The organism is Roseovarius arcticus (assembly GCF_006125015.1).
GTDB classification, from domain to species: domain Bacteria; phylum Pseudomonadota; class Alphaproteobacteria; order Rhodobacterales; family Rhodobacteraceae; genus Roseovarius; species Roseovarius arcticus.
In genome coordinates, this window is sequence record NZ_SZZN01000001.1 from 1,461,474 (window position 1) to 1,475,644 (window position 14,171).

General features: G+C 59.6%; 11 protein-coding genes. 6 read left to right on the forward strand and 5 right to left on the reverse strand.

Annotated elements, in window-relative coordinates:
• Positions 1 to 457: 457 nt before the first annotated feature.
• Entirely contained in the window at positions 458 to 2,917 is a 2,460-nt protein-coding gene (gene ligD / locus MK6180000_RS06875) for a DNA ligase D (protein WP_138934062.1), read from the reverse strand.
• Complete coding sequence (gene ku, locus MK6180000_RS06880) at positions 2,918 to 3,748, reverse strand: non-homologous end joining protein Ku (protein ID WP_138934063.1); 831 nt, start codon at positions 3,746 to 3,748, stop codon at positions 2,918 to 2,920.
• Between the two features lie 170 nt (positions 3,749 to 3,918).
• On the opposite strand from ku, the gene MK6180000_RS06885 reads away from it, so the two are divergent.
• Both MK6180000_RS06885 and MK6180000_RS06890 read left to right on the forward strand, forming a co-directional pair.
• Positions 3,919 to 4,380 carry a hypothetical protein gene (locus tag MK6180000_RS06885; protein ID WP_138934064.1) on the forward strand — a complete coding sequence of 154 codons (462 nt, stop codon included), beginning with the start codon at positions 3,919 to 3,921 and terminating at the stop codon, positions 4,378 to 4,380.
• On the forward strand, positions 4,377 to 5,309 hold the full coding sequence (locus MK6180000_RS06890) for a cation efflux transmembrane domain-containing protein (RefSeq protein WP_138934065.1): 933 nt from the start codon (positions 4,377 to 4,379) through the stop codon (positions 5,307 to 5,309). The genes MK6180000_RS06885 and MK6180000_RS06890 overlap by 4 nt, the downstream gene beginning before the upstream one ends.
• A gap of 83 nt (positions 5,310 to 5,392) precedes the next feature.
• Here MK6180000_RS06890 and ampC read toward each other — a convergent pair whose 3' ends face one another.
• The 3 genes from ampC to MK6180000_RS06905 form a co-directional block, all read right to left on the reverse strand.
• On the reverse strand, positions 5,393 to 6,547 hold the full coding sequence (gene ampC, locus MK6180000_RS06895; RefSeq protein WP_138934066.1) for a class C beta-lactamase: 1,155 nt from the start codon (positions 6,545 to 6,547) through the stop codon (positions 5,393 to 5,395).
• Between the two features lie 369 nt (positions 6,548 to 6,916).
• Entirely contained in the window at positions 6,917 to 7,966 is a 1,050-nt protein-coding gene (locus MK6180000_RS06900) for a class I SAM-dependent methyltransferase (protein ID WP_138934067.1), read from the reverse strand.
• A gap of 153 nt (positions 7,967 to 8,119) precedes the next feature.
• A complete protein-coding gene (locus MK6180000_RS06905; protein ID WP_212751882.1) occupies positions 8,120 to 9,205 on the reverse strand; it encodes an alpha/beta fold hydrolase in 1,086 nt (361 codons plus the stop codon).
• Between the two features lie 452 nt (positions 9,206 to 9,657).
• Here MK6180000_RS06905 and MK6180000_RS06910 point away from each other — a divergent pair, with 452 nt between their 5' ends.
• The 4 genes from MK6180000_RS06910 (at position 9,658) to MK6180000_RS06925 (ending at position 14,099) form a co-directional block, all read left to right on the forward strand.
• Positions 9,658 to 10,062, forward strand: coding sequence for a cupredoxin domain-containing protein (locus tag MK6180000_RS06910; RefSeq protein WP_138934068.1), 405 nt, complete (start codon positions 9,658 to 9,660; stop codon positions 10,060 to 10,062).
• A 343-nt stretch (positions 10,063 to 10,405) separates the two neighbouring features.
• The gene (locus MK6180000_RS06915; RefSeq protein WP_138934069.1) at positions 10,406 to 10,927 is read left to right on the forward strand and encodes a 2Fe-2S iron-sulfur cluster-binding protein; all 522 of its coding nucleotides are present in this window, start codon (positions 10,406 to 10,408) and stop codon (positions 10,925 to 10,927) included.
• Positions 10,924 to 11,910, forward strand: coding sequence for an FAD binding domain-containing protein (locus MK6180000_RS06920; protein WP_138934070.1), 987 nt, complete (start codon positions 10,924 to 10,926; stop codon positions 11,908 to 11,910). The genes MK6180000_RS06915 and MK6180000_RS06920 overlap by 4 nt, the downstream gene beginning before the upstream one ends.
• Entirely contained in the window at positions 11,907 to 14,099 is a 2,193-nt protein-coding gene (locus MK6180000_RS06925; protein ID WP_138934071.1) for a xanthine dehydrogenase family protein molybdopterin-binding subunit, read from the forward strand. The genes MK6180000_RS06920 and MK6180000_RS06925 overlap by 4 nt, the downstream gene beginning before the upstream one ends.
• Positions 14,100 to 14,171 lie beyond the last annotated feature (72 nt).

Here is a 14,171-nt window from a genome sequence, read left to right on the forward strand (position 1 = left end):
GGTTGGGAAATAAGGTCGTTACATGGAGCATGCTTTCCGCAGGGCTCTGATAATGTAACCGCCCTACGGCACCATCGCTGTTCCAAGGGGGGGCTGCCGGGATAATCATATCTCAGTGGGTGGACCAGATCAGAGGGTGCATTGCAGCAGGGCGCAAAAGTTAATCGTCAGCGTGTCTGCACGAGCTGGTTGCGCGAACTTGAAGGTCATCCTTGATGCACGAAAAAAACTGCGTGATGCGTCACACCTCAATGTAATACCGCCGATCTAGATCGCTTAAAGCTTTCAACGATTTCAGGTCGGTGAAATTCAATTCAATGATGGAAATCTTAGTCGAGACCTGCCGATGAACGCCCAGCTTGTACCCGTCCGTTAGGCCATTTTGCAGTTTCGCAATGATGTCAAATCGACCCGGAATGCAACTGGCAGCAGGTTTGGAGCGGGAAGAGTTTCGGCGTTATTGTTCCAACAATGTCTGAAGCGCTTGGATCACACCATCGCTTAACGTTTGCAGGTCAGGTAGCAGCATTGCCGCGGGACAAGGCCTCTTTATCCTCGCGGCCATATCAGAGATCGAAAATCGGTTTGCCCTGTCCAGTTTCTTGAGTTCCGCCCATGTCACCGGTACGGCGACCGGAGCACCGGGGCGGGCGCGCAAAGAATAAGGCGCGATCGCCGTCGCTCCGCGCTCATTTCGCATCCAGTCGATAAAGATGCGCTCCTTTCGCTTCGCCTTGGACATTGTGGCGGTATAGCGGTCCGGGTTTCGTGCTGCCATCACATGAGCCAAGGTCTTGGAGAAAAGCTTGACCGTTTCCCAGCCTCGGGTGCGGCGCAAAGGCACCCACACATGCACGCCCTTGCCGCCGGTGACGATCACGCCACTTTTCAGACCTAGACCCGTTAGGGTGTCCCGCACATCGAAAGCGGCCTTGCGAACGTCGGCCCAGTCAAGTCTCTCGTCCGGGTCAAGATCGAATACCAGGCGGTCGGGTTTTTCTAGGCGGTCGGTGCGGGCACCCCAGATGTGGAATTCAATACTGCCCATCTGTGCCGCCGCGATCAGGCTTTCCGGGCGCGTGGCGTAGAGGTAATCGGCGCTGTCGCCGTCGCTTTGCTCAATTGTGATGCGGGAGAGTTCGCTGGGCATGCCGTCGCCGCCGTGCTTTTGAAAAAAACAGGGATCGGCGATGCCGGACGGGCAACGATAAAGCGAGAGGGGCCGGTGACCGGCGAGCGCGATCATCCGTCCGCCAACGCGCTCGTAATGCCGGGCTACATCGCCTTTTGTGTAGCCCGCATCGGGAAAGACCGAGCGGTCCGCGTTGCTGATCCGGATGCCGCCTACCAAGAGTTCTTTGTCTGCTTGCATCGGTTCCTCCAGTTGCACGTCTGCGGCATTCTTGTCGTTGCGCAGGCCACGGAAACTGCCATGCCTGACGTAACCGTCGGCTGTGAATTCGGTGAATTCGACCTCCGCTACCAGATCGGGACGGACCCAATGCGCGGTCTTTGCGATTTCCTGTGGGACGTCAGAGCAGGGCGACGTCTTGCGACCCACGATGGCGCGCATCACGTCGTCCATCGCCTCCTCTGAGAATCCCGTGCCGACGCGGCCTTTATAGCGCAAGGCGCCCCCCTCATAACTACCAAGCAGGAGCGATGCGAAGGGACGCCCCGACTTGTCCGACGGGGAATAGCCGACGATGACGAATTCTTGCCTGCGGGTGCATTTGACCTTGAGCCATGCCTTGCTCCGCGTGCCGCGATAGGGAGCGTCGATGCGCTTGCTGATGATCCCTTCCGCGCCCGCCTTGCAGGCGGAGGTGAAAACCATGGCTCCGTTGCCGACGATATGATCGCTCAAGCGCAGCGGACCGCCGGGCTGCGCACCCGAGAGCAGATGAGCCAGCCGTTTGCGGCGTTCAATTTGCGGTGATTTGCGCAGATCCTCACCGTCGATGCGCAGCAGGTCAAAAGCAAAGAAGACGAGCGGATGGGAATGTTTCAACGCCTTCTGCAGCGACGAGAATGCCGACCCTTCGATGCGGGCCGCCATGACTTCGCCGTCGATCAGGGCTGCGTCGCAGGGTAGGGGATCGAACGCGCCGTTCAGCGCATGAAACCTGTCGGTCCAATCCTTGCCCGACCGCGTATAAAGCCGTGTGCCGCCTTTGCCGAGCGCGGCGAGGCAGCGGTAGCCATCGAACTTGGTCTCATGCAGCCAGTCGTCGCCAACCGGGGGCGCATCGACGAGCGTGGCAAGCTGCAGTTTGGCGAAAGCCGGCCTCTTTCGGCTGCGGTCTGGGGTGGTGTCGGGCGGCGTTCTGGCGGGGGCATCTGTTGCAATTTCGTCCATCGTCCGGCCGGTTTTTATGGACAGTTCCGTGTCGGAGGTGAGTGCATCGGCGTCATCGGTCGCATAATCGTCGCGTTCCTTGATCAAAAGCCAGTTTTCCCGCTTTTCCGTCGCCATTTTCCGCATCCGCACCAGCGTCCAGCCGCCCTTCATGCGTTGGCCTTGCAGCGTGAATTTCAGCTTGCCTTCCCTGAGGCCTTTTCCAACTTCCTCTTGCGGGACCCAGCTGCCCGTATCCCACAGCATGACCGTGCCGCCACCATATTCGCCCTTGGGGATCGTGCCCTCAAAATCGCCGTAGTCCAGCGGATGATCCTCTGTCCGCACCGCCAAGCGTTTTTCCGAGGGGTCGGAGGAGGGCCCCTTAGTTACGGCCCAACTGAGCAGGACGCCATTCCATTCAAGTCGGAAATCGTAATGGAGCCGACTGGCGGCGTGTTTCTGGACCAGGAAGCGTCGTCGCTCGAGCGGCTCTCCCACCTGACCGCGCGGCTCAGTGGTGCGGGAAAAATCGCGCTTCCGGTTGTAGTCCGCCAGAGGATCGGGGGGTTTCGCCATCTATGATGCCTTCTTGGCCCGCGCCTTCTTTTTATCCCCGCCGTCCGCGTCTCTCAGGCTTTGCTTGAGCGCGCTCATGAGATCGACCACATTGTCGCCATGGCCTTCGCCCTCATCGTCCGCATGGACGCGCGGGGTCTTCTTATTCTTGATTTTAGCGTCAAGAAGCGCCTGCATCGCTTCGGCATACTTGTCGCGATAGGCGCTTGCGTCAAACGGCGCGCTTTTGCGGTTGATGAGCGAGGTCGCAACTTCGAGCAGGTCTTCGTCAACCTTCTCGTCTTCGATGTCGGTAAATATCTGGTCGGCCTCGCGTAGTTCATCCTCATAATGCAGCGTCTCCATTAGCAAACCGTCGCCGCAGGGTTTCACTGCGGCGAGGTATTCCTTGCCGCGCATCGTGACTTGTCCAAGACCGACTTTGCCTGCTTGGCGAAGCGCGTCGCGCACGACGCGGTACGCATCCTGAGCCAGATCATCTGACGCAGTTATGTAATAGGGCTTGTCGAAATAGAGCGGCGAGATTTCGCAGGCATCGACGAATTGCACTAACTCAAAGGTCTTTTTCGTCTCCAGTTTGATCGCATCGATTTCGTCAGGGTCCAGCAGGATGTACTCATCATCGTCCACCTCATAACCCTTGACGATATCGTCAGTTTTGACCGGGCCGATACCGGGGACCGATTTTTCATAGCGAATACGTTTGCCGGAAGGTTTGTGTATCTGCCGGAATGAAACACGCGCCCCGGATTTTGAGGCCGAGAAAATCTCGATAGGGATGGATACCAAAGACAAGCGAAGCTGGCCTTTCCAGAGTGCGCGAGGTGCCATATCGATCCTTTTGCTAAGGCCGCCGCCAGAAAAATCGGCGCCGCCTAACAATAGAAATGCATTTGACGCCGCGATTGTTCCACGGGCCCGGCCCGGAACCTATTCTCAAGCCTCAAGGTTATCGCAGCAGATTATTGAGACAGCATTTGCACCAAGTCAAAGGAAGCAGCGTGCGTTCCACTTTCACGTCTTCTCGGTCTTCGCGTACCGTCAAACTCGTGCTGTCGATCGCCATTGTCGGTCTGCTCTCCGCCTGCAGGGTGCCGGATGACCCGGAACTTACAACCGAAAAGGTGACGGACAGCGTTCTTAAGGTCGGGGTATTGACCAACGCAGTTGACCCGGTGGATGCCAAGGCACTCGCACTGGTAGCGGACATGCTGCAGGCAGAGCTGCAATACGTCACGGGGGATCCTCACAGCCTGTTTGCTCAACTGGAGGCCGGGGAAATCCACATTATCGCAGGGCGCATCCCGTCTGATACGCCCTTTGCAACTGATGTTGCGCTGACCGACCCGCTGGGCAGCGTGACGCTGGTGGATGACACCCAAGACCGTGTTCTGGCTATTCGGAAAGGCGAAAACAGGTTCTTGGTCACCGTGAACCGCGCCATTCGGGAGTCGGCCAAATGACGCGCCACATTCCAGATGAGATCGACCGAAAACTACGCCGCGCTGCAACGCTGGAATGGTGGTCGATCTTTTGGCTGCTGACCATCATCGCAGTGATGTATTTCGCAATGGGGTCAAGCCAAGCAATGAAGACGGCATGGATCGAGGACACACTCAGTCTTCTGCCGCCCGTGCTATTCCTTCTGTCGCGAAAGTTTGAAAGCAAGTCCGCCACCGATAAATACCCATTTGGGTTTCACCGCGCTGGCTCGCTAGGGTTTTTTCTGGCCGCCGCCGCGCTGACTGCAATGGGGTGTTTCCTACTGTATGACTCCGCAAGGGCGCTGATCCTGCAAGAACATGCAACGATCGGTAACGTCACGATCTTCGGTTGGGATGTTTGGCTGGGCTGGGTGATGGTCTCAGCGCTGTTTTATTCTGTCATTCCTCCGGTCATCCTCGGCCGCATGAAAAAGCCGCTGGCCCAGGCGACGATGGACAAGATCCTCTATACTGATGCCGACATGAACGCGGCCGATTGGAAGACGGGGCTGGCGGGTGTTGCGGGAATCATCGGCATCGGTTTTGGCTTTTGGTGGGCCGATGCGGCAGCGGCGGGATTGATCTCCTTCGACGTCTTGCGGGACGGCTTGCGCAATCTGCGCATATCCGTGGCTGAGCTGCTGGACGGTGCGCCGCGAAAGCTGGACTCAGCAGATATTCATCCGATAGTTGACACGCTCTCAGACAAGCTTCGCAAGCGATTTCCAGAGCATGACGTGCAGGTGCGCGAGACGGGGAGGTTTGTGCGCGCCAGTGTGGTATCGGCCAAGGGGGCCGAACTGGACGACCAAGAATTGCGCGCCCTTGCTCCTGAGGATCAATCTTGGCGGCTGATAGCGGTGAGCCGTCAGTTGCAGAGGCTGCCTGAAACTTCGGAACCAGACTAATCACAACGTCAGCCATGTCGCCACAATTGGCGATGCACATCAGTTCAGGACCGGTGGTGATCTGCCTGCGTTTCCGCCGTCCGTTACTTGATCGCGTCCAAAAGGTCTTCGATCAGCTGATATGTTGCGCGGACCCGGACGTCGTTCGGATAGTTGCGATTTGCGAGGACGACAATGCCAAGGTCCTGCGCGGGCAAGAGCGTCATGTATCCACCAAAGCCATTGGTCGATCCCGTCTTGTTCAGGATGACATCCTGCTGAGGCGGTAAGGGCGGCGTGATGGCGGTGGCGGGCTGGGGTGACAGAATGAAGTCGTATCCGTTGCCAGCCTCCATCGTATCGCGATCGATTGGCCATGGATATTGCTCCCAGATCATGTCCTGCGTGTAGTAGGCTGTCTTGGCGCGTCCTTCCCGTGTCCTTTCAAGCGCGGTATAAAGCTCGGGGTCTGCCGCGCCGTGACCTAGTTCAAGGTCCAGCAGGCGCACCATGTCACGGGCCGTTGATTTCACGCCGTAGGCCTCGTCAGACAGCACGCCAGGATTAACGCGGATTGGGGCGTCGGTCTTGCGGTCGTAGCCGTAGGCATAGCGATCCATCGCGGTGCCCGGCACGGTGACGTAGGTGCTGGTCAGGCCCATGGCGGGAAACAGGACCTTCTCTGCCGCCTCAGCGTAGGTCACGCCCATCGCATTTGCGGTAATGTATCCAAGAAGGCCGATACTGACGTTCGAGTAGCTGCGCGCGCCGGGCTGTGGCGGCTGCCAACCCGCCAGCCAGTCGATCAGAGCTGGCACATCCTGCACCTCATCCGGCACCTGAAGCGGCAGACCTCCGGTCACATGGGCCGAGAGGTCGGCCAGAGTGATCCGGTCAAAGGCCGAGCCCCTCAGCTCCGGCAGGCTGTACGACACGGCCGCATCAAGATCAATCTGGCCACGCTGTTCGGCCAGTGCCGCAAGACTTGCGCTAAAGATCTTGCTGATCGATCCAAGCTCAAAGATCGTCTCCGGGGACGCCGCCACTTTGCCATCCCGCGAGGCCAGCCCGGTCGCGTAGAAATGCTGTTCGCCGCGGAAGGTGATACCAACCACCAGCCCCGGAATATCGTGTTTAGCGATCACGGGCGCAAAATTGTCACGTGCGATTGCTGCAACCTGATCTTCGGTGATGCTCTGTGCGGCAAGCGCATGCGGGAGCGACAGGAGCGCGGCCGCTGCAAGGGTGAAGTTGTACATATCTGCCTCAGTCTTGTTCGTGTTTTTGTGGTTTCGCGGATTTATAACCGAACCAGTCAACGCGCGAACAAGAAATCAAGCTACACCGTGACCGCGCGACAAGACGCTCATGGTGGAGATGACAACCCGTCCCTTGGCGCGGCGATGTCAGTTTCTCCGTTGCAAAGTGCAGCCGCGCGAGACCAGCTAGTTCCGGCCCCCGTATGAGAGCCACCCTGTGCACCGGGGAAACGTTCGCCGCCCAGAAACTGGTCGGTGACGAGGCAGCGCGGACGAGCCGGGCACCAGATTGGTGCCCGCCATCAGAGAAGTGCAGCGCCTTTTAGTCGCTAAAGGCAAACAGTTCTAATCGCCTGCCCTTATGCTGTCTCACATTGCTTCAAGCACCATGTTCAAGGGCGTCGTGGCAACTCGTTTGACCCGATCAAAGCCGCCGGATTTGATTACCTCGGCCACCCGCTTCTCGCCAGCTTGGGCGCCGAGCGCGAGGCCAGTCTCCTGTGCCAGTGACGTCGGGACGCAAATCATCGTCGATGCCGCATAGTAGATGCGCCCGATAGGGTTGAGGTTATCCTCCAGCGCGTCGCCGGCTGCGGGCTCGACGACCATCCACGACCCGCCGGGTTTCAGCGCCTTGCGGACATGCGCCGCCGCCGCCGCAGGATCGCCCATGTCGTGCAGGCAATCGAAGCAGGTGACGAGATCGTAATTCTCGCCTGGAAAGTCCTGCGCTCGGCCCACTTCGAACCGCACGTTTTTCACGCCATGCGCCTTTGCGTGCGCCGTCGCCGCGGCGATAGAGCCGGAGTGGAAATCGTAACCGACGAAATCAGACGCCGGAAACGCCTGCGCCATGACAATCGTCGAAAGGCCGTGACCACACCCCACATCCGCGACCTTTGCGCCGGCGTTGAGCTTGTCCACGGCGCCATCCAGCGCCGGCAGCCATTCCTGCACCAGCGCATTGATATAACCGGGACGAAACAGCCGCGCGACCGCACAGAACAGGCATCCGGCCTGATCGCCCCACGCGACGCCCTTACCGGTCTTGAATGCCAACTGGACCTTGGTCTTGTTCTCGATCATCGCCCCGGCGGTGTCGAAGGCACCGATTAGGTTCACAGGGCTGTCTGGCTCGGCGAACACCATCGCTTGTTCGGGATTCAGCGAAAACCTCCCGTCTTCGACGGTGACATATTTCGATGCCGCCTGCGCCGAGAGCCACTCGCGCACATATCGCGGTGCGCAGCCTGTTGCTGCAGCCAAATCCTCGGCCGACGTCGGTCCGGTGTCGCGGAGTGCCCGGTATAGCCCCAGCGCGTCACCGATCAACACCAGCGGGATGCTTACGGCGCCGCCGATGTCCCCCAACACGCGGCCAACAAATTCATTGAGTTTTGCTTCATCAACCTTGGTCATCACCTTTCTCCCATCATGTGGCAGCACCTCGCCGCCCTGATCGAAGGATGAGTGCTGTTCAGGTGCAGCGCATGGGGCATTCGTCCCGGTAGCCGCTGAAATAGTGATGTGGACGTAGGCCAAACGACCCGGGGGATCGCTTTTTCGCGGCGATCAGTGCTCCAGCGCCATCACGATTGCCTGTGCCCGGCTTTCTACGCCGAGTTTGTCTAAGATAGTCGAAAGCTGGTTTCTGACGGTCTTTTCGCTTTTTCCCAACTGTTCCGCAATCCTGCGGTTGTTCAGCCCTTTGGCGACCAACTCCATAACTGCGGCCTCGGCGGGGGTCAGGGCAGCCCTCTGCAAAGAGCGAGACGTTGCGGGAGCGTCCTGTTGCAGGAAGGCCGAGATCTCACGGTGGAACACCGCCCAAGCGGGTTCATCCGGCAGCAGCGCGTGGTTCCTGCTTTCGAGGGGAACGAAGCGAGCGCCCGGAATGGCAGCGGCGAGCTTGCAGCCTTCCTCGAATGGGACCCGCATGTCGCCTCGGGAATGTAGGATCAATGTGGGCACGCTGATATGTGATGCCAGATCGAGAACGTCGATGCCCTGCATTTCCCGTAGTAGTTCCGCAGCCACCTTGGGGCTTGCAGTCATGCGCTCCAGATCGCCCCACCACCGGTGCTGGTCATCGGTGCCATCCGGAATGAAAAGATTGGTGAAGAATTGGCAGAAAGCTGGATTCTCGCGGCCCCAACCGATGCGCACAAAGTTGACCAGTGTTTCGGCTTCCAGCCGATCGACATCTGTTTGGGCCCGGGTCCGCCGACCTTGCCCGTAGCTGTTGACTAAAACGAGATGCGACACGCGCTCGGGATGGGCCAAGGCGAAGCGAATGGCGATCGAGCCACCCTGCGACAGCCCCAGCAGGACGAAACGCGGCGCGGTTATCGTCGCGGCAACCGCTTCGAAATCGGTCTGCCAAGCTTCAAGCGACAGGTCAGCGATAAACCGATCCGACAAACCGCAGCCGCGTGGATCATAGCGCACGTAGCAGTTTTGCGCCGAAAAGGCTTCGAGCCAAGGCCTCCAAACCGGGCTTTCGAGGTCGTATTGGCAGTGGCTCAGCCAATGCGCGGCACGCAAAATGACAGGGCCTTCGCCGCACGTTGCAACCGCGATACGTGTGTCGTCGGCGGATTTGCAGAAGCGTATGTTTTGGCGCAGTGTCATGGTGGAAATATATCCCAGAATACGCATTCAGCATAGATACCGCATCTTGGGGCGGCCTTGTGTCATTGGTCTGATGCGACTGGCGCAAACGGCCAGCATGCGTGAGGCCCGTGGATATTTGGATCGGTGGCGGCGATGGCAAGAATGTCGACTGCTTCAGCAGCCCGTTTAGGGTAGTTCGGTCACCTGAGCGCTGAAAACGAGACCCGGGTTTTCCCGTCAAACCACCCTTGGCCCAGCGCGCCGTGGCGGTTCTAAGCCGAGCGACGCAGGCGGGGTCGATAAGGCCCAAAGGCTGGGCAAAAGCTGACGTGTTCGCAGACTGTAACGCCTATGCCAGTTGGCCGGCGGAACATTCCGGTGCTTCGATGGTTGTCTGCGAAAGAGGGTCGTAACCTGTCGATGCGGCGCCTGTTACCATCACTCACAATTTTGTCTCTCAAAGGTCTCTTAAATGGACCAAACAGAAAGCCTAAGAAATGATTAACCGAATTGTCATCGCTCTTGCCCCGCTGCTGCTAACTGTTGCCTGCGCAACGACGGGCCCGGCAGTTACCGGCGGGGCCCAGCCGGGCACCGATGTGGTTATCGATATGCAACCGATCCTTCGTTTTTCACCGACGCCGCAGTCTGTTTCAGTCGGCGATACCGTCGAATTTCGCAATGTGTCAGCATTTGTGCATACAGTATCGACCCGCCCAGCAAATGCCGAAGAAACGGCGGTAACACAGATCCCTGCCGGAGCGGAAAGTTTCGATTCAGGTGATATTCCGGCAGGTGGAGTTTACCAGCACACCTTTACCGTGCCGGGCACATACAAATACTTCTGTGATCCCCACCATGGGGCCGGAATGGTTGGGACGATTATCGTAACTCCTAGCTAAACGGGTGATCTCATTGCAGCCAGACGCGTTTTTATCATTGCGGGTGGTATCGGCGCAGCATTTTCCAAGAACAGAGGCCCGCAGAACGGGCAACAGGAACAGTTAGGGGGTTCGGGGCTGACGCAGGACTTTTGCAACTCGGCCTACGCCTCTGGCAACTGGGATCGCCGCGAGCATTTCCATATTCGCATTCTAAGCTGTTTTCACACCACCCGGAGTTACGAGGACGCCGCCGCGTTGCTTTGCAAAGGGAACCTTGCCGGGCCCTCGCGCATTTCAGTCGGGGGGCTGCTGGCTCTCGCGATATAACGAGGGCCCCGCAACGGGCGGAATGGGAGCAGCTATGAAAACCGACCTGACGATCAACGGTAAAGCGCATGCGTTGGAGGCGGATACCCGCGTCACGCTACTGGACGCGCTGCGCAATCATCTCGGTCTGACCGGGTCCAAAAAGGGTTGCGATCACGGCCAATGCGGGGCCTGCACCGTTCTGGTGAATGGACGGCGGATAAACTCCTGCCTCACGCTGGCCTGCATGCACGATGGCGATGAGATTACCACGATCGAAGGGCTGGGTACGCCCGATGCGCTGTCGGCGATGCAGGCGGCTTTCGTTTCTCATGACGGTTTCCAGTGTGGTTATTGCACACCGGGGCAAATTTGCTCGGCCACAGCGATGCTGGCCGAGGTGCACGATGGCTGGCCCAGCCACGTCACCGATGACATCACCGCCCATGCGGAACTGACCGATCCCGAAATCGCAGAGCGGATGAGCGGCAACCTCTGCCGCTGTTCGGCCTATCCCAACATCGTGGATGCGATCCGCGAGGTTGCCAACAACGCAACCAAGGAGGCCGCGGAATGAAACCTTTTGAGTATATCCGCGCAAGCACGCCCGAGGCCGCCGCAAAGCGTGCAGGGCAGGGGGCCTGCATCATTGCTGGTGGCACCAACCTGCTGGATTTGATGAAGCTGGAGGTAATGACGCCCGCTGCGCTGACCGACATCAACCGACTGGACCTCAAGACGATTGATGAAACCAGTGGGGGTGGCCTGCGGATCGGGGCATTGGTCACCAATAGCGATCTTGCCGCCGACGCTCATGTACGTCGCGATTGGCCGGTTCTTGCCAAAGCACTTCTGGCCGGCGCCAGTGGCCAGTTGCGCAACAAAGCGACCACCGGGGGCAACCTGCTACAACGCACCCGGTGCTACTACTTCACCGATACGGCCATGCCTTGCAATAAACGTGACCCCGGCAGCGGTTGCGGCGCAATGGAGGGCCATAACCGCATCCACGCGATCCTCGGCGGCAGCGAACATTGTATCGCTACGCATCCCAGCGACATGGCTGTGGCCATGATGGCGTTGGAGGCACAGGTCGAGATCATGGGTGCCGGCGGCGCAAAGCGCGACGTGGAGTTGGCAGAGTTTTACCGGCTACCTGGCGACACGCCGCATATTGAGACGATCCTTGAGCAGGGCGATCTGATTACCGCCGTCACCCTTCCCAAACCAATCGCATCACGCCAGATCTATCGCAAGGTACGGGACCGCGCGTCCTACGCCTTTGCACTTGTCTCGGTGGCGGCGATCGTCCGCGTAGAGGAAGGCCGCATTGCCCATGCGGCGCTGGCGTTCGGCGGGCTCGCGCCAAAGCCATGGCGCGACATAGCGGTTGAGGAGGCGTTGGTGGGGCAGAAACCCACAGAGGCGCTGTTCGCTCGGTCGGCCGATATTCTGCTGGACGGCGCTCAGGGCCACGGCAGCAACGATTTCAAAATCCCTCTCGCACGGCGCACGCTCATGGCGGTGTTGGTCGAAGCAACGAAAGGCACGTCCCAATGACAGCGCATCTCAAGGTCGATGAACCCGATCGCCGCAACCGGCTGGACGACATGGTGCAGGGGGTGTTGGGCGCCGGCCTCGACCGCCCCGACGGTCCTGCCAAGGTAACAGGCACCGCGACTTACGCCCATGAATGGCAGATTGACGGGATGGCACATGGGGTATTCGTGCGTGCAACCGTCGCCGCAGGCACGCTGACGGGCATTAACGAGGACACTGTGAAAGCCATGCCGGGCGTGCTTGGCGTCTTCAGCGGCGAGCGCTTCTTGCGCAATCCTGCTCAGGGAACGGCCAACGAGGCGCCGGTGCAGGGCTCGATAAATATCGCTTATTTCGGGCAGCCGGTGGCGTTGGTCGTCGCCGAGACATTCGAGCAAGCGCGCCATGCGGCACATGCGACCGTTTTGCAGATCGACGGCGGTGAGGCGACGGTCGACCCTGAGAGCGCCGATTGGGAGACACCCGATGGCAAGCAATCCAACATGGGCGACCTTGACGACGCCATGTCGACAGCGGCGCACCGGATCGACGTGACGTATACCACGCCCAGCCACAATAGTGCCGCGATGGAGCCGCACGCCTCGATAGCGTCGTGGGAAGACAGCAAACTGACACTGCGCGGCTCCTACCAGATGTTAAAATACAATCGCAATGAACTGGCCGATGCGTTGGGGATCGATCCTTCGGATGTGCGGATCCTGTCGCCGTTCGTCGGCGGCGGGTTCGGCTCAAAACTGGGTATCGCCCCCGAGGCAGTGGGCGCCGCGTTGGCGGCAAAGGAACTGGACCGGCCCGTTGCTGTCGCTCTTACGCGACCTCAGGTTTTCGAGGCGACGATGCGGCGCTCCGAAACCCGTCAGCGGGTGCGAATTGCGGCAGATGCGGATGGGCGCCTGACCGGGATCGGTCACGAGGCTTGGGTTTCGAACCTGCCGGATGAGGAATTCTCCGAACCCGTCACGCAGGCCACTCCCTTCGTCTATCGGGGCGAGAACCGCGAGATCGGCCATCACATCGCCCGCGTGAACCGCACCTGCGCCGGATCGGTCCGCGCGCCGGGCGAAGCGGTAGGCATTACAGTGATGGAGAATGCGATGGATGAATTGGCCCACGAGGTGGGGGTTGATCCGGTCGAACTGCGCCTGCGCAACATTCCTGATCGCGATCCGTCACAAGACATCCCCTTTTCGTCCCACCGGTTAGAGGAAGCGCTGAAAAGCGGTGCAGAGGCGTTTGGCTGGAACAAGCGCGATGCGAAGCCCGGTAACCGGCGGGAGGGAAATTGGCTGATCGGCATGGGCATGGCATCCGCGGTGCGTGTCAACATCCTTTCGGAGTCCAAGGCCCGCGTGACGCTGCAGCCGGATGGAACGGCTTTGGTCGAAACCGACATGACCGACATTGGCACCGGCACCTACGCGATCTTGACGCAACTTGCCGGTGAAATGTTGGGACTGCCCGTCGACCGGGTGCGCTGCGTTTTGGGCGACACGGACCTGCCACCTGCGTCCGGGTCGGGTGGTTCTTGGGGCGCATCCTCGTCAGGGACATCGGTGTTTCTTGCCTGCGAAGAACTGCGGCGCGAGATCGCAGGCAAGCTCGGTGTTGACGAAACTGACCTCACGCTGAAGGACGGGCACGCCATCGCGGGCAATCGCAAGGTGCCGCTAAGCAATCTGGTCGATGCGCCGATGACCGTCGAAGGTCACGTGGAACCGGGCGACACCTCTGATGCGGTGCGCCAAGCCACTTGGGGCGCCTATTTCGCAGAGGTCGCCGTGGACGCCGCAACAGGGGAAGTGCGCGTACGCCGTATGCACGGCACCTTCGCGGCGGGGCGAATTCTCAATGCCAAGACGGCCCGCTCGCAATGTTTGGGCGGCATGACCTTCGGGATCGGCATGGCCCTGACCGAGGAACTGATCCACGACCCGCGTGACGGCCACGTGGTAAACCACGACCTCGCTGAATATCACTTGGCTGTGAATGCAGATGTGCCGCAAATCGACGTGGTTCTGCTGGAGGAACGCGACCCTTGGGCCAACCCGATGCAGGCGAAAGGCATCGGAGAACTCGGAATTTGCGGCGTGGCGGCGGCGATCACGAATGCAATTTTCAATGCCACAGGGGTACGGGTGCGGGACTATCCGGCGACACTGGACAAGATACTTGGCGGACTAGAAGGCTGATGGCATCTTGACTGATTTTGGCCCCGCGTTGAAAACGCAGATGACGGCGGCGGTAGGGTACCCTGCCAGCGC

What these genes read in the sequence shown, in the direction of transcription:
- ligD (WP_138934062.1), bottom strand. Translation starts at nt 2,917, where the DNA reads ATGGCGAAACCCCCCGATCCTCTGGCGGACTACAACCGGAAGCGCGAT.
- ku (WP_138934063.1), bottom strand. Translation starts at nt 3,748, where the DNA reads ATGGCACCTCGCGCACTCTGGAAAGGCCAGCTTCGCTTGTCTTTGGTA.
- MK6180000_RS06890 (WP_138934065.1), top strand. Translation starts at nt 4,377, where the DNA reads ATGACGCGCCACATTCCAGATGAGATCGACCGAAAACTACGCCGCGCT.
- ampC (WP_138934066.1), bottom strand. Translation starts at nt 6,547, where the DNA reads ATGTACAACTTCACCCTTGCAGCGGCCGCGCTCCTGTCGCTCCCGCAT.
- MK6180000_RS06900 (WP_138934067.1), bottom strand. Translation starts at nt 7,966, where the DNA reads ATGACCAAGGTTGATGAAGCAAAACTCAATGAATTTGTTGGCCGCGTG.
- MK6180000_RS06905 (WP_212751882.1), bottom strand. Translation starts at nt 9,205, where the DNA reads ATGCGTATTCTGGGATATATTTCCACCATGACACTGCGCCAAAACATA.
- MK6180000_RS06910 (WP_138934068.1), top strand. Translation starts at nt 9,658, where the DNA reads ATGATTAACCGAATTGTCATCGCTCTTGCCCCGCTGCTGCTAACTGTT.
- MK6180000_RS06915 (WP_138934069.1), top strand. Translation starts at nt 10,406, where the DNA reads ATGAAAACCGACCTGACGATCAACGGTAAAGCGCATGCGTTGGAGGCG.
- MK6180000_RS06920 (WP_138934070.1), top strand. Translation starts at nt 10,924, where the DNA reads ATGAAACCTTTTGAGTATATCCGCGCAAGCACGCCCGAGGCCGCCGCA.
- MK6180000_RS06925 (WP_138934071.1), top strand. Translation starts at nt 11,907, where the DNA reads ATGACAGCGCATCTCAAGGTCGATGAACCCGATCGCCGCAACCGGCTG.